The sequence below is a fragment of the Rhodanobacter sp. K2T2 genome (genome assembly GCF_013408815.1).
Lineage (GTDB): Bacteria > Pseudomonadota > Gammaproteobacteria > Xanthomonadales > Rhodanobacteraceae > Rhodanobacter.
Genome location: NZ_JACCCA010000009.1, coordinates 1 through 19,407 on the forward strand (window position 1 = coordinate 1; position 19,407 = coordinate 19,407).

The 19,407-nt window shown below is 60.7% G+C and carries 19 protein-coding genes and 1 tRNA gene; 9 read left to right on the plus strand and 11 right to left on the minus strand.

The genetic code is table 11. The annotated features are described in order from the left end of the window. Nucleotides 1-285 precede the first annotated feature (285 nt). The gene (locus HDE78_RS14590; protein ID WP_179480779.1) at nt 286-969 is read left to right on the plus strand and encodes a rhomboid family intramembrane serine protease; all 684 of its coding nucleotides are present in this window, start codon (nt 286-288) and stop codon (nt 967-969) included. Nucleotides 970-983: 14 nt separating this feature from the next. Here HDE78_RS14590 and HDE78_RS14595 read toward each other — a convergent pair whose 3' ends face one another. Then, nucleotides 984-1,712: a glutamine amidotransferase gene (locus HDE78_RS14595; RefSeq protein ID WP_179480781.1), complete on the minus strand. Its 729-nt coding sequence runs from the start codon at nt 1,710-1,712 to the stop codon at nt 984-986. 33 nt (nt 1,713-1,745) lie between these two features. After that, the gene (locus HDE78_RS14600; protein ID WP_179480783.1) at nt 1,746-3,581 is read right to left on the minus strand and encodes a GspE/PulE family protein; all 1,836 of its coding nucleotides are present in this window, start codon (nt 3,579-3,581) and stop codon (nt 1,746-1,748) included. A 109-nt stretch (nt 3,582-3,690) separates the two neighbouring features. Here HDE78_RS14600 and glyQ point away from each other — a divergent pair, with 109 nt between their 5' ends. Further along, entirely contained in the window at nt 3,691-4,599 is a 909-nt protein-coding gene (gene glyQ / locus HDE78_RS14605) for a glycine--tRNA ligase subunit alpha (protein WP_179480784.1), read from the plus strand. Further along, a complete protein-coding gene (gene glyS, locus HDE78_RS14610; RefSeq protein ID WP_179480786.1) occupies nt 4,596-6,743 on the plus strand; it encodes a glycine--tRNA ligase subunit beta in 2,148 nt (715 codons plus the stop codon). Before glyQ ends, glyS begins: the two co-directional genes overlap by 4 nt. Nucleotides 6,744-6,826: 83 nt before the next feature. Here the strand turns inward: glyS and HDE78_RS14615 are convergent, their stop codons facing one another. Beyond that, nucleotides 6,827-7,411: a helix-turn-helix transcriptional regulator gene (locus HDE78_RS14615; RefSeq protein WP_255457835.1), complete on the minus strand. Its 585-nt coding sequence runs from the start codon at nt 7,409-7,411 to the stop codon at nt 6,827-6,829. 340 nt (nt 7,412-7,751) lie between these two features. On the opposite strand from HDE78_RS14615, the gene HDE78_RS14620 reads away from it, so the two are divergent. Continuing rightward, complete coding sequence (locus HDE78_RS14620) at nt 7,752-9,626, plus strand: MFS transporter (protein ID WP_179480788.1); 1,875 nt, start codon at nt 7,752-7,754, stop codon at nt 9,624-9,626. Nucleotides 9,627-9,647: 21 nt separating this feature from the next. Here HDE78_RS14620 and ampE read toward each other — a convergent pair whose 3' ends face one another. The 8 genes from ampE to HDE78_RS14660 form a co-directional block, all read right to left on the minus strand. Continuing rightward, entirely contained in the window at nt 9,648-10,517 is an 870-nt protein-coding gene (ampE, locus tag HDE78_RS14625; RefSeq protein WP_179480789.1) for a regulatory signaling modulator protein AmpE, read from the minus strand. 97 nt (nt 10,518-10,614) lie between these two features. After that, complete coding sequence (gene nudC / locus HDE78_RS14630) at nt 10,615-11,583, minus strand: NAD(+) diphosphatase (protein ID WP_179480791.1); 969 nt, start codon at nt 11,581-11,583, stop codon at nt 10,615-10,617. A gap of 13 nt (nt 11,584-11,596) precedes the next feature. Further along, the gene (gene erpA / locus HDE78_RS14635; protein ID WP_179480793.1) at nt 11,597-11,965 is read right to left on the minus strand and encodes an iron-sulfur cluster insertion protein ErpA; all 369 of its coding nucleotides are present in this window, start codon (nt 11,963-11,965) and stop codon (nt 11,597-11,599) included. 44 nt (nt 11,966-12,009) lie between these two features. After that, nucleotides 12,010-12,429 (minus strand): polymer-forming cytoskeletal protein, encoded by a 420-nt coding sequence (locus tag HDE78_RS14640; protein WP_179480794.1) that lies wholly within the window; start codon nt 12,427-12,429, stop codon nt 12,010-12,012. After that, a complete protein-coding gene (locus HDE78_RS14645; protein WP_179480796.1) occupies nt 12,416-13,168 on the minus strand; it encodes a DUF6776 family protein in 753 nt (250 codons plus the stop codon). Before HDE78_RS14645 ends, HDE78_RS14640 begins: the two co-directional genes overlap by 14 nt. Before the next feature lie 118 nt (nt 13,169-13,286). Continuing rightward, nucleotides 13,287-13,757, minus strand: coding sequence for a bacterioferritin (bfr, locus tag HDE78_RS14650; protein WP_179480798.1), 471 nt, complete (start codon nt 13,755-13,757; stop codon nt 13,287-13,289). Nucleotides 13,758-13,923: 166 nt separating this feature from the next. Next, nucleotides 13,924-14,124 (minus strand): (2Fe-2S)-binding protein, encoded by a 201-nt coding sequence (locus HDE78_RS14655; protein WP_179481087.1) that lies wholly within the window; start codon nt 14,122-14,124, stop codon nt 13,924-13,926. A 58-nt stretch (nt 14,125-14,182) separates the two neighbouring features. Continuing rightward, the gene (locus HDE78_RS14660; protein ID WP_179480800.1) at nt 14,183-14,743 is read right to left on the minus strand and encodes an RNA pyrophosphohydrolase; all 561 of its coding nucleotides are present in this window, start codon (nt 14,741-14,743) and stop codon (nt 14,183-14,185) included. A gap of 179 nt (nt 14,744-14,922) precedes the next feature. Here HDE78_RS14660 and HDE78_RS14665 point away from each other — a divergent pair. From HDE78_RS14665 to HDE78_RS14685, 5 genes are all read left to right on the plus strand, one after another. Continuing rightward, nucleotides 14,923-14,999: transfer RNA gene (locus HDE78_RS14665), tRNA-Met, on the plus strand. A gap of 163 nt (nt 15,000-15,162) precedes the next feature. Then, complete coding sequence (locus HDE78_RS14670; RefSeq protein ID WP_179480802.1) at nt 15,163-16,434, plus strand: integrase arm-type DNA-binding domain-containing protein; 1,272 nt, start codon at nt 15,163-15,165, stop codon at nt 16,432-16,434. A gap of 435 nt (nt 16,435-16,869) precedes the next feature. Further along, nucleotides 16,870-17,322 (plus strand): hypothetical protein, encoded by a 453-nt coding sequence (locus HDE78_RS14675; RefSeq protein ID WP_179480804.1) that lies wholly within the window; start codon nt 16,870-16,872, stop codon nt 17,320-17,322. After that, nucleotides 17,319-17,753, plus strand: coding sequence for a hypothetical protein (locus HDE78_RS14680; RefSeq protein ID WP_179480806.1), 435 nt, complete (start codon nt 17,319-17,321; stop codon nt 17,751-17,753). Before HDE78_RS14675 ends, HDE78_RS14680 begins: the two co-directional genes overlap by 4 nt. Then, nucleotides 17,750-19,327 carry a DUF3987 domain-containing protein gene (locus tag HDE78_RS14685; RefSeq protein ID WP_179480808.1) on the plus strand — a complete coding sequence of 526 codons (1,578 nt, stop codon included), beginning with the start codon at nt 17,750-17,752 and terminating at the stop codon, nt 19,325-19,327. Before HDE78_RS14680 ends, HDE78_RS14685 begins: the two co-directional genes overlap by 4 nt. Nucleotides 19,328-19,407: the final 80 nt, after the last annotated feature.

Here is a 19,407-nt window from a genome sequence, read left to right on the forward strand (position 1 = left end):
AACCGCTCTACGCCAGCGCCCTTATACCCAAACCCTCGCCGGTGACGGTGGGGGGTTTTGCTTGGGCGACTCCTCGGTACTCGCACAGTCCAAACCGCAACGGCATGCGCGGCGCTGCATACCTCGGACCGCCTTGATCAGAATGATCGGAAGGGTGCTTTACGGCATTAGAGAACTGCGTAACTGGTGGCATGCAGCAGCGCGATCGATCGCGCTGACGTGAGTGTCTGAGGGACTTATGATGGTCGGGCCAACCTATTTCGGATTGGTGCCGAAGGACTGAATGTGTTTATCCACGTCGAAACACGCCGCCGCCCCCGCTGGCACTGGGCGACCTTGCTGATGGTGAGCCTGTGCGTCGTGTGCTTTCTGGCTCTGGCGCTGACACCAGAGCCCCAGCGCGGGCTGTTGCTGCTGGAGTGGGGCACGGTGCCGGCGAATATCTTCAACTCGCATGAGCCTCTCCTGCCGCAGCTGGCTGATCCGGCGCTGTTGCGCCTGTTTACCGCACTGTTTATCCACGTCACCTGGCTGCACTTGCTAAGCAATGTTCTCTTCTTGGCGATTTTTGGATTACCGGGCGAACGTGCGCTGGGGTCGTTTAGGTTTCTGCTGCTGTTTGTGTTGGGCGGCATGGTGGCTAATCTCATAGGCGCGCTGTCACTTGCCGGTGTGCGATTGCCAATTATCGGATGCAGTGGCGCGGTGTCGGCCGTCGTCGGAACCTACGTAGCGTTATTTCCCCGTGCAAAGCTTGGGCTCGTCTTGCCTCTGGGACTCTATCTCGAGTTCGTCAAGGTGCCGGCGTTTCTACTGATCGGGTTATGGGCGCTGCTGCAGCTGCTCTTCAGCTACATAGGACCGAGCTATGGTGCCTATGTCTGGTGGGCGCACATCGGAGGGTTCATGTTTGGGGTCGTGTTCGCGCTTTTTTCGCGCGACTCGATCGCTCGACGGTTACGCGGTTGAGCCATTACAAGGCATCAGTCCAGCACATCGACCCAGCCATGGATGCGCGAAAAGTGGCGAAGTAACCCCCGCGCTATCGGTGTCGCCGCCACCGCCTTATAGATGCTGCGAGGGTCGGCTCCTTCGCGACGGATATCGGCATGTTTGCGCCGGACATAATCGCGCATGACCTCCGCGTTGAACTCGGGGTGGAATTGTGTGCTGATCGCTTTGACGCCGTACCGCAGCAGTTGGTGCGGATCGCGCTGCGATCTTGCGAGTACGATTGCGCTCTTCGGCGGTTCGATGACGCTCTGTTCGTGAGTCGTATGAACGCGAAAACTCGCTGGAAGGCTCGAGGTCAGTTCGTCGCGCCGCGCTTCATGAAGAAGTTCGATCGGCTGTGTGCCGATCTCGCGCCCGCCGGGAAGATAGTCCACCCTACCACCCAGGGCATGCGCCATCAGCTGGTGGCCATAGCAGACGCCGAAGAGCGGTACCTCCGTTTCCATGGCATGACGGATCCAGCCGGCAGTGCGCTCGCTCCACTCGGCTCGCTCGGTCACCATGGCGGCCGAGCCCGTAATAATCGCTCCGGCCACCTCCCGCGGTGCCGGCAAGGATTCACCGGCGCTCACATTCACCGTTCTCAGCCGATGGAACGCTAGCCTTGTGCTGATCCGAAACCAATGCGGAAAATCGCCGTGGCGGCCACGTATGGGGTCTGGCGCGCGGCCAGTTTGAATAATCAGTACAGGCTTCATGCAGTGTCGGGTCGATGGTGATTTCGGACGTCTTTACGGCTGAAGTTCTTCGGTAATCGTGTCATCGAAATTTTCCACCGGAGGCAGTACGGACAAAATTTCCTGCACGGTAGTAAGGCCAGCCGCGACCTGATCGGCTGCGGATATCCGCAGCGGCCGCATGCCCTCCAATAGCGCCGCCTTGCCGAAATTGCCCAAATCCAACTCGGAGGAAATAAGGCTGCGCAGCCGTGGCGATAGCCTCATCATTTCGTAGATGCCGGTACGTCCGAGAAAGCCGGTGTTGCGGCATTCCAGACAGCCTAGCGGTTCGAAGACCCGTTCCGGAACCGGAATGTCCCAACCGTGGGTGAGTACATTCCAGGCCTGCGGGTCCTGCGTCGTGGGCTGCTTGCAGTGCGGGCACAGCGTGCGGACCAGGCGCTGGGCCACCACGCCGGTCAAGGTGGACTGGATCAGGTAGTGCGGTACACCCAGATCCAGCAGTCGCGTCACAGCACTTGGCGAATCGTTGGTATGCAGGGTCGACAACACCAGGTGACCGGTCAGAGACGCCTGCACCGCCATCTGCGCCGTCTCCAGGTCGCGGATTTCGCCGACCATGATGATGTCCGGATCCTGCCGCAGCAGGGTGCGCACGCCGGCCGCAAAATCCAGATCGATCGCGGCATGCACCTGCATCTGGTTGAATTCCGGCGAGACCATTTCGATCGGATCTTCCACCGTGCAGACGTTGAGCTCGGGTGTCGCCAGATGCCGCAGGGTCGAATACAGCGTGGTGGTCTTGCCCGAACCGGTGGGGCCGGTGACCAGCACAATGCCGTGTGGCCGCTCGACCATGCTGCGCCAGAGCACGCCCTCGCCCGGAGAGAAGCCGAGTTGGGCGAAATCTTTGACGACAAGATCCGGATCAAAGATACGCATCACGACTTTCTCGCCGAAAGCCGTCGGCATATTGGAAATGCGTAGCTCGACCTCGCGACCGGACGCCGAGCGAGTCTTGATGCGGCCATCCTGCGGACGGCGCTTCTCGGCCACATCCATGCGCGCGAGGATCTTGATGCGCGCCGTTACGGCTGTCATCACCGGCGAGGGCAACTCGAAGACTTTGTGCATGCGCCCGTCGATGCGGAAACGGATCATGCCCACTTCGCGCCGTGGCTCCAGATGGATGTCCGAGGCGCGCTGTTCAAAGGCGTACTGCAGCAGCCAGTCGACGATATGCACGACGTGACGATCGTCGGCACCGACTTCGCCCGTTTTGCCCAGCTCGACCAACTGCTCGAAGTTGAGTATGGCCGACGAGGTCTGGCTGGTGCCTTTGGCATCGTGCGCCAGCTGGATCGAGCGCTGGACGCCATAGAATTCCTGCAGATAGCGGTTGATGTCGATCGGGCTGGACACCACCCGCTTCACATCACGGCGCAGCATTTGCGCCAGATCGGTAGACCATGCGGAATCGAACGGCTCACTGGTGGCAAACGTGACTTCGCCGGGAGACACCGCGACCGGCAAAATACGATGTCGCTGCGCGTAGGCGTGGCTGACCACCTGTGTCACCGAGCTGGCGTTGATCTTCATCGGATCGATTTTCAGATAGGGCAGCCCAGCGTGTCCGGCCAGCCATTCGGTCAGCGTCTCCAGGCGCAGCGGTCGGCCGGGATCGCGCTGGTTGACCATTTTGGCGTTGGCGATCAATACCAGCGGATGCAGTTCCACCGTGGCGCGCCCGGCGCGTGCGCCCATGCGCACCTGCTTGGCGTCATCGGCGAGCAGGTAGCCGTCGACCACCAGCGCGGCCAGCATCTCATCCAATTCGAGGCGGCCGCGACGGCCGAGCAGGGATGCGATTTGCGGTGATACGGCCATCGCGCGTGACTCCGATAGTGTCCCGGTTGACGCGCATTCCAGTGAAAGCGCCCGGTGAAAAAGCAGCTGCAGCTATACTAATACGCTTTATCCACGGTCACGGAAAACCATGTCCGCGCGCACTTTTCAGGACGTCATTCAGACGCTCAACCGCTACTGGGCGGCGCAGGGTTGCGTGCTGCTGCAGCCGCTCGATCTCGAAGTCGGCGCCGGCACATTTCACCCGGCCACGTTTTTGCGCTCGCTCGGCCCCGAGCCCTGGGCGGCGGCCTATGTGCAGCCGTGCCGTCGGCCGACCGACGGACGCTATGGCGACAACCCCAATCGTCTGCAGCACTACTACCAGTACCAGGTCATGCTCAAGCCGAATCCGGAAAATATTCTGGAGCTATATATCGGCTCGCTGAAGGAACTGGGCATCGATCCGCTGGTGCACGACCTGCGTTTTGTCGAAGACAACTGGGAATCGCCGACGCTGGGCGCTTGGGGGCTGGGCTGGGAAGTCTGGCTCAACGGCATGGAAGTCACCCAGTTCACCTATTTCCAGCAGGCCGGTGGACTCGAGTGCCGGCCGGTGACGGGCGAAATCACCTACGGCCTCGAACGCCTGGTGATGTATCTGCAGAATGTGGACAGCATCTACGACATCGTCTGGACGCACGCGCCCCATGGCGTCGTGACCTATGGCGATGTGTTCCATCAGAACGAAGTCGAGCAGAGCACTTACAACTTCGAACAGGCCGATGTGGCCGAGCTGCTGCACTGGTTCGACGTCTGCGAAGCCAGCGCCAATCAGCTGATCGCCGCCAATCTGCCGCTGCCGGCCTACGAGCAGGTCATGAAAGCCAGCCATACCTTCAATCTGCTCGACGCGCGCCGCGCGATCAGCGTCACCGAACGCCAGCGTTATATCCTGCGGGTGCGTACGCTGTCGCGTAGCGTGGCGGAAACCTACGTGGCGCAGCGCGAAAAGCTCGGCTTTCCCGGCCTGAAACACTCGAAGGAGCAGGCCGCATGAGCGCCACGAAATCGCTTCTGATCGAACTGGGGACCGAAGAGCTGCCACCGAAGGCGCTAGATGAGCTGTCGGCGGCGTTCCTGCGCGGTATCAGCGACGGTCTGGCCAAGCGCGGTATCGCCGGCGATCTCGATCAGGCCGCGGCGTATGCGTCGCCGCGCCGTCTGGCTGTCCATATTCCCAACGTCGCTGGGGGGCAGCCGGAGCAATCCGTCGAGCGCCGAGGTCCTGCGCTCGGCGCCGCGCTCGATAAGGACGGTCAGCCGTCAAAGGCGCTGCTGGGTTTTGCGCAGTCCTGCGGCGTCGATGTGGCGCAGCTCGAAAAACTCGAAACTGACAAGGGCGGTTGGTATGTCTGGCGCACGCTCAAGCCGGCCCAGCCACTGTCGGCGCTGCTGCCGGAGATTGTCGACGAGGCGCTGAAAGGCCTGCCGATTCCGCGGCCGATGCGCTGGGCCAGCCACGACTACAGCTTCGTGCGTCCGGCGCACTGGCTGGTGATGCTGCACGGTGCCGACGTTATCAACGGCGACATTCTGGGCCTGACGAGCGGGCGTGCATCGCGTGGTCACCGCTTCATGCATCCGAGCGCGGTCCAAGTGGCGGATGCCGATAGCTGGCTCGATGCCATGCGTGCGGCCAAGGTGCTGGCTGATCCTGCAGAACGTCGTCAACGCATTCGCGACGAAATTGCGGCGGTGACGGCGCAGACTGGCGGCGTGCCGCGCGTGACGGATGAGCTCTTGAACGAGATCGCCAACCTCACCGAATGGCCGGTCGCTATTGCCTGCACCTTCGAGCGCGAATTTCTCGCGGTACCGCCCGAGGCGCTGGTGACGACGATGGAGACGAACCAGAAGTTCGTTCCGGTGTTCAATGCTGCGGGTAAGCTGACCGAGCATTTCATCGGCATCGCCAACATCCAGAGCAGCGATCCGGCGGAGATTCGTAAAGGCTACGAGAGGGTGATCCGTCCGCGCTTCGCCGACGCCAAGTTTTTCTGGGACGAGGATCTGAAAACGCCGCTCGCTTCGCAGATGGAGCCGCTGAAGACGGTCACCTATCAGCAGTCGCTCGGGAGCGTGTGGGACAAATCCGTCCGCGTGGCCGAGCTGGCGCGGATCATTGCCAATCGCGTCGGCGTCGACGCCGGCCTGGCGACGCGCGCGGCGGCGCTGAGCAAATGCGACCTGCTGACGCGCATGGTCGGTGAGTTCCCAGAATTGCAGGGCATCATGGGCCGCTACTACGCCCGCCACGATGGTGAAACGGCCGAGGTCGCCGAGGCGCTGGACAGTTTTTACCAGCCGCGCTTCGGCGGCGACGCGATCGCGGCTGACGCGGTGGGCCGGGTGTTGGCCGTGGCGGAAAGGCTGGACACGCTGGCCGGCATTTTTGCCGTCGGCATGAAGCCCAGCGGCAACAAGGATCCGTTTGCGCTGCGCCGCGCCGCGCTCGGCATGGCACGTACGCTGATCGAAGGCGGGCTCGAGATCGACCTGCGCAGCAGCTTTGTCGAAGCGCTGGAATTGCTGCCCGATGCTGCACTCGCCGCCGGCCTCAAGCCGGGTAAAGACGGCGCCGCGCCCACGTTGAATGCGGGCCAGCGTCGGGCGGCGCTGGCCGGAGAGCTCTACGACTTCGTGATGGATCGTTTACGCGGCTACTACGCGGACCAGGGCTTCCTCAGTGCGCCGTTCGAAGCGGTGCTGGTCGTGCAGCCGGGTAGCCTGCCGGATTTCGATCGGCGCCTGCGTGCCGTGGCCGAGTTTGGTTTGCGGCCGGAAGCCGCCAGTCTGGCGGCGGCCAACAAGCGCGTGGGTAATATTCTGCGCAAGCAGGCCGAAGAGCCCGGTGCATTAGCCATCTCTCGCACGGTCGATTCGGCGTATTTCGAATCCGCGGCGGAACGCGACCTGGCCGAGGCGCTTGCCTCAGCGCAACGCGATACGGCGCCGTTTCTTCAAACCGGCAACTACACCGCTGTTCTGGACCGACTGTCCCGGCTGCAGGGTCCGGTGGACCTGTTTTTCGAGAGCGTCCTCGTGAACGCGGAAGACCCGGCCGTGCGAGCCAATCGGCTGGCCCTGCTAGGCCAGTTGAAAGCGCAGTTCGGTGCCATCGCGGATATATCGCTGCTCTGAGTGCCTCGGCAACAGCCCATAAAAAAAGCAGCCGTGAAGCTGCTTTTTTTATGGGCTGCAGTTGTGAGCGATTGAACGATGTCTCAAGCCACCGTATTGCTTCGACCTTGACGGATCCGCTTGGCTAAGCGGTGATTGAACGTCACCATCGCCGTGGTATCGACGTTGATGCCGCCCGGGCCGAGGATTTCATAAAGATCGGCCAGCATGTCCGTATTGTCGGCCAGCGTCAGCGGGCTGTCCGCCAGCTCCAGCTCGGACTGCAGAATCTTCATGGCCGTGTTGAGTCGCTGCGAGTCCACGCCGTTGTCGTGCGCCGGCAGCATGCTGACCGAAGCGCCTCCCAGCCGAAGCTTCGGTCGCTGCGTCGATACCACCTCGGAGCTGTATTGATCGTCCGGCGTCGTGGTCGATGGGTCGGTCTGAATGGCGCCCTCGCCAGCCACCAGCCACACCAGCGATATGCCCAGCGTGCGCGCTAGCGTCACACAGCGTGCTCGGGACGGATCGGTGTTGCCGTCGCGCCAGCTGCGCACCACGCCTTCGGAAAAGCCGCACATGCGGGCTATTTCGGTAGCGCTGCCGACCCTTTGGATCAGCAGCTTGATGCGGTCCGAAAAGGTGCCTCCTGGGGAGGGTGTAGGCGTATACGAAGGCTGCATATTCATGATGATGGTGGCCGTGGCAGATGGTGCAAAAAATTACGACGCTGGGGCCGGACAATCCGGCTCGAAACATTGAACCGTGGCGTTACGTAGATTTTGTGCCGTTTTTAACGGGAGATGTGCGCACATTATGCCTTTATCGCAAATATTTACACATCTTTACTTCATTGACTGTGCTGGCAATTATCGACGATCACAGCTTCAAACCTTGACCTATTGGCGTTTCCTGAACTGTCGATTCAACCTACGCGCAGTTTCTTTCTTGGGCGTTTCGTAAGCTAACCTTCGGCAACGCGCCAGCGTGAGCGCGGTTGACAGCCTTCGGGCTATCCCAAGGAAAGAGATGAGCCAATTCACCCTGCTGGGCAATCGCCGGTTTGCGCCCTTCTTCTGGACCCAGGCACTGGGTGCGTTCAACGACAACGTGTTTCGCAACGCCCTGGTGATGCTGGTGGCCTTCCAGATGGGGCTGGACGATCACACCGTGTCGCTCTACACCAACCTGGCGCCGGCGCTGTTCATCATTCCGTTTTTCCTTTTTTCGGCTACGGCGGGGCAGTTGGCCGAGAAGTTCGAGAAGACCCGAATCGTCCGCTACGTCAAACTGTTTGAAATCGCTGCGATGGTGTTGGCGGCCGTAGGTTTCTACACGCACAACACGATGCTGCTGCTGGTTGTGCTTTTTCTGATGGGCATGCACTCGACCACCTTCGGGCCGATCAAGTACGCCATTCTCCCGCAGGCGCTGAAGCCCGGCGAACTGGTGGGCGGCAATGGCCTGATCGAGATGGGCACGCAGCTGGCCGTATTGATCGGACTTATTGTCGGCAGCTCGCTGATGCAGATCCCGCATCTAGGGCCGGTGCTTGCCGGTGCAGCCACGATTGCGGTGGCAATCGTCGGCTACCTGGCCAGTCGCCGCATTCCCGCCGCTCCGGCCACAGCCCCGGAACTGAAATTCAACTGGAATCCGTTCACCGAGACGGCGCGCGTGTTGCGCATCACCAAACAGGATCGCGGCGTGTTCAACGCCGTGCTGGGTATTTCCTGGTTCTGGTTTTTCGGCACCGTGCTGGTCGCTCAGCTGCCGAATTACACCAAGCTCAATCTTGGCGGTGACGGGTCGGTCAATATTCTGGGCCTTACGCTATTTTCGATCGGTACCGGCATCGGTTCGTTACTGTGCGAAAGAATGTCTGGTCGCCGCGTCGAAGTAGGTTTGGTGCCGCTGGGCGCGTTCGGACTCACGGCGTTCGGTATCGACCTGTTTTTCGCCCGCTCGGGTCTGGCGCCGACGCAAGGGCTGAACTGGCTGGCTTTTTTGCGTGCCGCCGGCAGCTGGCGCATCGCGATGGATTTGACTTTGATCGGCGTTTTCGCGGGCTTTTACGTGGTTCCGCTATTTGCCTTCATCCAGAGCCGCACGCCGCGCGACCGGCTGTCGCGGGTGATCGCCGGCAACAACATCCTCAACGCGCTGTTTATCGTTTGCGCTGCCGGTTTCGGTCTGGGCCTGGGCGCGCTGGGCTTCGGCATACCGCACATCTTTCTCGCCATCGCGATTTTGAACGCGCTGGTGGCACTGTACATTTTCACCCTGGTGCCCGAGTTCGTGATGCGCTTTATCACCTGGGTATTGGTGAACACCTTGTATCGGGTGCGCGTGGATGGTACGCAGAACATTCCTGAAGAAGGCGCCGTTCTGCTGGTGTGCAACCACGTCAGTTTTATGGATCCGCTGTTGCTCATGGCCAACCTGCGACGGCCGGCGCGCTTCGTCATGTACTACAAGATTTTCAATATTCCATTGCTGCGCTTTGTGTTCCGCACGGCAAAAGCCATTCCGATTGCCGGCCATAAGGAAGACCCTGCGCTGTTGCAGAAAGCTTACGACGCGATCGACGAAGCGCTGGCCGACGGCGAAGTGGTCTGCATTTTCCCGGAAGGCGCGCTGACGCGCGACGGCCAGATCGCCACATTCCGCACCGGCGTGGAAAAAATCCTGGCGCGTCGCCCGGTGCCGGTAGTGCCGATGGCCTTGCGCGGACTGTGGGGCAGCGTCTGGAGCAAGCGCGATTCGATGCTGCACCGTTCGCGTTTGCCGCGGCGATTCCGTGCGCGCGTGGAGCTGGTCATCGATCAGGCTATCGCGCCGGCCAATGTGACGGCGGCTTCGCTGGAACAGCGTGTGGGTGAACTGCGAGGAACGATGGCCTGACGCGCCGTGGTTCCATGTCCGTCAGCTGAGCCAGCCACCAATGACGATCAAGGCCACCGCGCTCAGCCATGCCAGCAGCGCGCGCAGCAAGGCGCCGCGCAATCGCAGCAGCTCGATCAGCGGTTCGCTGCGCTCTTCGAAATAGCCGTCGCCGGCTTCGATATCGCTGAGGATATCGGCCTGTGCCGCGGCGCCGAGAAAGCCAGGCTCTGCGCTGTACCAGCTGGTGGGTGCGGCCTGGCTGTGCCAGCGACGCCACGCACCGATCACCGCTTCCCAATGCCCGACTACGGCAAGCGTGAACGTCAGCAGCTGCGCAGGCAGCCAGTCCAGCGCGTTGGCGAGATAACGCGCTGCCGTGCAGCTGCTCGCATCGAGCGCAAGCGACTCCTCACGCGCCAGCGTCTGCGTCAAGCGATAAAGCAGTGCGCCAAACGGACCGAGCAGAAAAAACCAAAGCAGCACGGCAAACCGGCGACGAAGCGCAGCGTAAGCCACTGCTTCGCCCAGCGCGGGCGCGGTCCAGATCACCGCGCCACCGTTGTCGACCAGCTGCTGTGCGGCAGCCTGCCGACTGGCGCCGTCAGGGGCTTTCAGAATCGCCTCAATGTCTACTTCGAACTCGCGCGGCCCAAAGCAGAACAACAGCACGACCAGAGAAAACAGCAGGCCCAGCAGCTCGCCCAGCGGCGGATGATCGAACAGCCACGACAGCAGCAGACAAATCGCCAGCGGTGGCAGCAGCGCCAACGCCACGCGGCCGCTGCCGCTGGTGTCAGCCAGCTGTGCGACCCAGCGTCGAAACAGCCCATCGCGACGCCAGCGCGCCAGTTGCGGCATAACGTGCAGCAGGCCAAGAGCAATAAGAGCGGTAAGCAGTCGGATAGCCATGAAGACAGACTCGCGAAGCGAGTGCGCATTGTATGCGAGTGGTCAGGCGTCAGCGATCAGCTGCGGCGGAATAACCGTTGGTACCTCATCGAGGCAATCAGCGGGCGTTAGCGACAAGCACGTCCAGATCGAGCCCCGCACGCTGCTTCAGCCAATACGCCAGCAGCTGGTAGGACACCGACAGCGCCATCGAGGGGAGAAAGCTGCCGTCGGCCAGGCCGTCGACGATTTGCTGCGGCGTGAACCAGCGCGCGTCTTCCAGCTCGCGGTCGCGCAAAGTGATGTGTGGCGACGAGGCGGTGGCGATAAATCCCACCATCAGCGAGGCCGGCATCGGCCACGGTTGCGACGAGTGGTAGTGAATGTCGTTGACGATGACGCCGGATTCCTCCGCCACTTCGCGGCGCACCGCATCTTCCAACGATTCGCCGGGTTCTACAAAACCGGCCAGCGTCGAATAGCGCCCCGGCGGCCAGCCCACTTGGCGGCCGAGCAAACATGCGCCCTCGTACTCCACCAGCATGATGACGGCGGCATCGGTGCGCGGGAAATGCATGTGGGCGCCGTCCGGGTTGGTACAGCGCGCGCGGTGTCCGGCGGCGACCAGCTCTAGCGGTGCGGCGCAGCGATGGCAGTAGCGCATCTCGCGCTGCCAGTGCGCCAGACCTTTGGCATAGGCGAACAAACCGGCTTCGTCGGCTGCCAGCTGCAGGCCGACCGAGCGCAGGCTCATGCGACGCGCGTCGAGCACCTCTTCGAGCTGATCGACCGACGCGGTCTCCTCAAGCACCAGCAGAAAATGCGGCGTTATTTCGATCAGGCCGAGAAAGCTGGCCGGTATGCCGAGGCCCAGGCTTTCGTACTCGCGCTGGTCGAGCCAGCGCAGCGCTTCTCGATGGCGATGCATGAACGCTTCGCCCGCGGCATCCAGCAATAGGTACCGAGCATCCGGCGCGCCGGCCTGTGCCGCGATCCATTCGCCATCGTCGCGCCGCTCGGCCGCCCGGTTGAGTACCAGGCTCAGTCCAGCAAACGTGCTCTGGTGCGGCGGTGTGTCCCGGTCCATCAAGACAATCCGTTCAAGTGGAGAACGATGAGCCGCAGCCGCAGGTGGTCTTGGCGTTCGGGTTGCTGATGACGAACTGCGAGCCGCTGAGGTTTTCGGCGTAGTCGATCTGCGCGCCGGTCAGGTATTGCAGCGAGAGCGGATCGCACAACAGCGTGACGCCTTCGCGCTCCAGCGCAAAATCGTCTTCGGCCTGCGCTTCGTCGAAAGTGAAGCCGTACTGGAAACCCGAGCATCCACCACCGGTGATGTAGACGCGCAGTTTCAACGCCGGATTGCCTTCTTCGGCGATCAGTTCGTGCACCTTGTGCGCGGCGGCGGCGGTGAACAGCAGCGGTTCGCCGCTGCTGCGATAGTCGGGGATGGTGAGCAAGGTTTCCATGGTCTTTCAATGGGGGCCGTGGCGGACGGGTGCAAGCATACGCCCTATGCCGTTACACCTTCATTCAATGCGCTGGGCGAGGGCAGCTCGCGCGGCGCCTCGTCGGCCTGGCGCGCGATGCGCCCGTTGACCTGGGCGCCGGCGGCCATTTCCATCGTGTGGTAACGCAGATCGCCATCGATGCGCGCCTGCGCCGCCAGTTCCAGCCGCGCGCTGACGTAAACGTCGCCGGTGACATGGCCGTTGATCACCGCATGCGGCACCCGGATTTCGCCCTGCACGTGGCCATGCTCGCTGAGGGTGAAAACGGCATCGTCGCCTTCGCCGAGCACGGCGCCCTCGATGCGGCCGTCCAGATGCAGCGCGCCGCTGAAGCGCAGGTCGCCGCGGATGACCGTGCCGTGCGCGATCAGGCTGGTGTCCTGGCTGGTCGGGCTGCGTTCGTTGCGTTTACGGTTGAGCATCGTGATCCCCCTGAGCCGTGATGATATTGCCACTGAGCGCGTCTTCCCAGGACACGGTTTGCATTACGGACGCTTCGCCTGCCGACTGAATGCCGATGTGCAGACGCATCGGACGAAAATTCGCCGGCAGCACGATCGTGCCGTGCAGCTGCTCAAAGTACATCAGGCGGAACGGCAGGCCATCCTTTTCCGCCACATTGCCAAGCGCGGCCCAGTCCAGCTGCACCACCTTATTGTCGCGCAGGCCTTCCACGCTCACCGTGACAGTGCCGGTGATTTCGTCGTTACGCTTGGCCGCTTGCATAAGGCTCAGCATCAGATTCCAGCCGTGCGAGCCGGAGATCGGCTCCAGCTTGGCTTCCTGCAGCTTCAGGCCCTGGTGCTGCGTATCGCCGCCGACCAGCCGCGAGTAGAAGCCGAGATTGGCGCGCAGGCCGCTGATTTCCTCTTCGCGCTGGGTCAGCGTGACGCGCAGCGACTTGGTGGCCACATCGTTGACCTGCGCATCGCGCTGCGCGTTTGCCAGCTGCTGCTTGAGATTCTCGATTTGCGCATTCAGCGCGCGCTGCTGGCGGTGATCCACGGCAACCGGGTCGGCGTGGTGGCTCAGCAGTCCCACCAAAAGGCCCGTCACCAGCAGGCTGCCGATCCAGGCGGCGGCCAACCAGAGCTGGAGCCGCTTCGCACTGACGTCGTCGTGCCGGCGCACCACGAAACGCGGCGGGGGTCGTGACACCATGCGGGTCGTTCCGAGGAAAACCCAAGGTATAGCCCCGGCGCGAGGAGGGCGTCAAGAAACGCGCGCCCTCTGGCAGCGATCGCGGGGCGCGCGTTACTGATGCTCCCCGCGGCGAGCCTCAGCTCTTGGCTTTGTTCTGCAGGTAGCGCTCGGCGCCGATGTCCTTGATCAGGCTGAACTGGGTTTCAAGCCAGTCGATGTGCTCTTCCTCGTCGTGCAGGATGGCCTTGAACATGTCGCGGCTGACGTAATCGGCCACGCCTTCGCTGTAGCCGATGGCCTCGCGCAGATCCTTCACCGCGTCGATCTCCAGGTCCAAGTCGCCCTGGATGCACTCCAGCACGTTCTCGCCGATGCGCAGCTTGCCCAGATGCTGCAGATTGGGCAGGCCGTCGAGGAAAAGAATGCGCTCGATCATGCGATCGGCATGCCTCATTTCCTCGATCGATTCCTTGTACTCGTGGTCGGCAAGCTCGGTATAGCCCCAGTCCTTGAACATGCGGTAATGCAGAAAATACTGGTTGATCGCGGTCAACTCGTTGTAGAGCACCTTGTTGAGGTACTCGATAACCTTGGCATCACCTTTCATTGGGAGTCTCCGACTGGCCTTTCAAAACGTGCCGACACTATACAAACGCCAACGGCCGGGCGGTTGAATGGGAATGGCTATGGTTTGCTTGCGCGATAGCCGACGCTGCGTGGGGCGTCGGCGAGTGCATCGATCGGCAGCACGCTGACGTGCCGCAAGCTTGGAATCAGGCGGCGACGCCCGGCCACTGCACCAGCGTGTGCTGCTCGATAGCCTTGGCCAGCGTGGCACGGGCCATCGACTCGCAGCATCCGCAGCAGTCCGAACAGCCCGTGCGCGCCTGCAGTTCGCTGAAAGACTGCACGCCATCGGCCGCCTCGCGGCGGATGTCATGGTCGGTCACGGCGTTGCACAGGCAGATATACATGCTGCGCATGAGAACGCGAATGCGAACGATTGTCAACAATCCTCGAGAAGGCGAGGCTTTATGCGGCTTCGCAGCCCTTGCGCGGACCGCCGCTCGACGGGTCGTCGTTATTCCGGGGCGGGAGCGTGCCCAGCTGCAGGCTGCACAGCCCCTCGACGTGCGGCGCAAAGTGGCGCAGCGCGCGCTCGTACACTTCCCGCTTGAAATTCACCACGTGCGCGGCCGGATACCAGAAATCCACCCAGCGCCACAGATCGAATTCCGGCTTGTCGCAGGCGTCGAGCTTCAACGCCTCTTCGCCGCCGACCAGCTTCAGCAGAAACCACACCTGCTTCTGTCCGATGCACGTCGGGCGCTGGTGATGCCGCACATAGCGGTTGGGCAGCCGGTAACGCAGCCAGCCGTGGGTGGCCGCAACTACTTCGACGTGCTGCGGCGCCAGGCCGGTTTCTTCTTCCAGCTCGCGGTACATCGCTTCCAGCGGGGTTTCATCGGTGCGCATGCCGCCCTGCGGAAACTGCCAACCGTCGCGGTTGACCCGGCGCGCCCAAAACAGCTGCCCCTGGGCATTCAAAATCACAATGCCTACGTTCGGACGGTATCCATCAATGTCGATCATCGGGCCTCCTGGTGCCATGCCGCGCAGTGCCTGCGCGCATCGCCTAGCCGCTTCCATGCCCGATTCAACCACAGCCCATCGACCAGCAGCAAGCGCCGCACTTGTACCGCCAGGCGGCCGCCATTACACTTTCGCGCCCCGCCGAGGTCGCCCGGATCCGGTATAGTGGGCAATCCCATGGCTATGTAGCTCAGCCGGTTAGAGCACAGCACTCATAATGCTGGGGTCGGTGGTTCGAGTCCACCCATAGCCACCAATAGTCTATCCAAAGACGTCCAGAAAAGTCCGCTAAACCCAGCTATACCAAGGTTTTCCAGGTCTTCCCTGTCCAAACACGTCCTAGTCGATCCATTGCAATCCACAGCAAGGCGACGGTAGATTTGACAGTAGCTGCCCCAGTCACTTTAGGTGCTACCGTCATGCCTCTTTCAGACGTCGCCATACGCAGCGCAAAGCCCGCCACTAAGCCATTGAAGATGAGTGATGGCGGTGGCTTATACCTTCTGCTGAATCCAACTGGCTCCCGCTGGTGGCGCCTGGATTACCGATTCGGCGGTAAGCGGAAAACGCTGAGTATGGGTACCTACCCAGACACCGGGCTTAAAGATGCCCGTCAGCGGCGCGACGCGGCTCGCAGGCTGATAGCAAATAACGTTGACCCAGGCGAACACCGCAAGGCCGAAAAAGCAGCGGGTAGTGGGCGCTCGGCTAACAGCTTCGAGGTCGTCGCACGCGAGTGGCTCGCCCTCAAGCAGCGGGAGTGGACGGCGGGCCAATATGAGAAAGAGCAGGGGAGGTTGGAAAACCATGCTTTCCCATGGATCGGCTCACTGCCGGTATCCGACGTGGGTGTCGCGCAAATCCGACCGCTTTTGAATGGTTTGGTTAAGAAAGATCACATCGAGCAGGCTCATCGGTTACGTCATCAACTCAGCCGCGTATTCCGCTATGCGGTGGCAACCGAACGAGCGCTTCGCGATCCGGCCGCTGATCTACGCGATACGCTCCCGGCCCGTCGACCGCAAAATTACCCAACAATCATCGAGCCCTCGGAGGTTGGGGAGCTCATGCGTGCAATCGACGGGTTTAAAGGCACCTTCGTAGTGGCTTGCGCGCTGAAGCTGGCGCCGCTTTGGTTCTGCCGTCCGGGGGAGATTCGTCAAGCTGAGTGGGAGCACTTTAATCTCGACGGCGAGAATCCGGCCTACATGGTGCCGCCCATGATTCGGAAACTGCGTAAAGCCGAAAAGGAAAATCCCAAAACGGCCCCCCACATTGTGCCGCTATCTACCCAAGCGATAGCGATCTTGCGCGAGCTGCACATCGTTACCGGGCGCGGACGGTTCCTCTTTCCAGGCGCGCGTAGCCCCAAGCGAAATATGTCAGACGGCGCCGTGAACGCGGCACTAGCCCGCTTAGGCTACAAGGGCATCCTTACAGGGCACGGCTTCCGTCATATGGCTCGGACAATGCTGGGCGAGCTCGGCTGGAATCCCGAGGCACTTGAGCGCCAGCTTTCGCACAAAGAGCCGGGAATTTCCGGGGTCTATAACAAGGCTCAGCATCTGCACGAGCGCCGAAAGATCATGCAGGAGTGGGCCAACTATCTGAACATATTGCGGCGCGGCGGTGAAGCCATCGGCGCCAGCGATGCCGGGGGCTCAAGAGCTATGTGGCCGCCCACCAGCTAAAAAAGTGATCATGGATTGATCTGGTTGGCTAGCTCTTTGTGTGTCATCTGCGCCAACTCTGATCGAGCGCGGGTGCTCTTGGAGTGGTGTTGGACTCAGTGTGTAAATCGTACCGGCGCTCCTTCGCAGATATTCGCGGACAAGACGTTCAATGTGAGGTACGCAACTTTCGTGGCCCGCTGATCCGGCTTTCTTTTGCTCTGGACAGCTTTGGCTTCCATTTGGTATGGTCTTTACCTGCCGGAGATGACAACCGATTCTGGCATTCCGGTGCGCCGTTCGTGCGGCACTGACCGTGAGCCACCCCGTCTTGAAACGGAAAACCCTCATCTACGCTTCTCTGCGTAGCAATGATTGTTTGCGGCTGTTTCACGAGTTTTCGACACCCAACTCTCGGCACGCAAGCGATCACGGATACGATCGGTTGGAATAACTATGGAAATGAATCATCAGGCGCAATTTGGGTCCTCCGCGGTTCCTAGTGTTAACCAGGCAGCCGCGGCCCTGCACTTGCCCGACACACGGCCCCTCAACATTAGCCCGCTCGCGCGGCAGTTTGTCGCTATCGCCCAGCGTCTCGCAGCAGTGGAAGTCTCGGCAGGTTTCATGTCGCTGAGCGAAATCCTCAAGTTCGCGAAGCTCTCAAACTCATCTGCCTACTTGTACGGCCTCGTGCCTATGTACGATGCGTCTGGCCACCTCAAGCAGAATGACAAGATCCCTCCGCACCCGTGGTTGCAACTCCCGGAGCCCGTAATCAAGACGGGCAAGAAGCGTTGGGCGACAGCAGCTATCGGCGCATGGTTCGATCGCATGGGTATTGCCGCGAACCAGAACAGCTCCCAGTCAACGATCCTCGCTGGAAGTCATGGCGAGGTGACGCCGTGATCAACACGACTAGCGATTCAGTCGAGACGGCTGATGAGTCGACCACAACGGGTTTGTCGACGGATGAAACGATTGCGATGTTCAAAGCAATGCGTCCGAGCAAGGAAGTGTTGATGAGTCGCGCTATGGAAACGATGTTTTCCTCGATTGTTGACGCACGGATGCTCGGCGCCAGCGACCAGCAGGTCATCGTCACCCTGAAGCTCACATGGCCGGGTGTGCACACGGCGACGATCATCAAAGTGTTCAACGGCGAACTCGAGCGTCGCTTGAAAGTTGGTGAACAGTTCGAATGCAAGCCTCTCGGCTCACCGAGGAAGCCAAAGATTCGTAAAGCTACCAATGCCGGCAAAGCCGATGATTCCGCACCGATGACCCAAACCGTGCCTGACAGCACCACGGAAGGTGATCAGCAGGAGGAGTCGGCATGAACCTGGGGTTCAATATAGGTCGCATAAGCGGCTTCGCAGACATTAAGCGCCAGATTACCGATATCGACTTTATAGCTCTGGCCGAGAAACTGCTCGGAGATGGCCTTTTCGGCCATCTCCTTCAGGTCAAGGAATGTCCCTATCAAGCATTGTCAATCCGTGGGCGCGACGCGTTCCTGGAATTCCTGAAAAACACAGGCGCGCCTCCTGCCGTCATTCTGGGTGAAATGTTGACGTGCATGGCCGGCGCCTTCCAACGTGGCTACCGCGTGAAAACGCTAAGTGGTGGCCTTGATCTACTGTCGATTTTCTTCATCGTGGCATCAGAGTCGGGTAGCGGCAAATCTCGGGTCGACGAACGCCTAGTCAAGGCATTCGAGAACTACCAGTCAGACCTGAGGAATAAGTTCGAAGATGACATGTTGCTGTATAAGCGCAAGTTGGCAAAGTGGAACGCAAAGAAGAAGGGCAAGGCACAGCGAGTAACTAACCTGTCGATACGCGGGCTTGAGGAAGACGACCCTGAGCTCGTCGACGTCGAAAAGGCATTGGATGACCACCTGGTCGGTGAGCCGATCATGCCGCATGAACCCGACATGCTGAAGACAGATGCGTCAATCAGCGACATCCTCGACACGATGAATCGTGGCGAGAAGTGTGTTTTTCTCATCAGCGACGAAGGTGAGGCCCTTCTGAAAGGAACAATTAAAGAAGACCAACCCGACCTCAACCGTATTTTCGATGGCAAGCCCATTCGCCGAGGTCGAAGGAACTTCAAGGTTCGCATTGAACAGCCGATCATGACCATGTCGCTTGCAACCTATCCCAAGGCGCTCGAGAAGTTCATCGCCAAGTACGGAGACGATGCCATCGAGCGGGGATTTCTTGGCCGTTGTTTCATCGCCATGGTCGAAGAAAAGGATGTCAAGGTGCCAACCCCCATCGCAAACCCTTCTTGGGTATATGTCGATCATTTCTGCGCCACCCTTGAACGCATGCTCTACGAAATCAACGCCTCGGCCAGCGCCGACGAGTTCATGCCCACCGAACTCGACTTGGATCATGATGCATCCGAAGTGCTCGTCGAATGGATGAACTGCATCCAGCCGCTTTTGGGGCGGGATGGACTGTGGCGAAGTGCCAGGCTTCTTGCCAAGAAGTCACCACAGCTCATCACGCGCCTTGCCGCGGTTCTCCACGTTTCCGATGGCGGCAACGAGAAAGAGATTTCTGCCAGCACCGTAAAGCGGGCCATCCAGATCGTGGAATGGTACCTGGCCCAAGCATGCCGGATTTTTATGGTGAAGCCCTTGGCCGAAAAGCTCAAGAAGATCATCAAAATCCTCTACACATGGTGGGTAGGTCATCATGACGTTGTAACGGGATATCGAGACGAACGCGCGGCGCTGATTCCGAAGAACCATGTACTTCAGCTCTCGCACATGCCTGTCGAAGAGCTGGATATCATGCTCGACATTTTGCACGAGCTGAAAATTTTCACTTATCCCATTTCTACAAGGAAAGCCTATCTGGACCTCAACGTCCAATTTTTCCCGATTAGTCCTGTTCGTTGATAGATGGCCTTGGTCGGTCGCCACGACGACCGACCAAGGATGACCCCAAGTTAGGTTCACAGTAACCCGTCGGCCTGAAC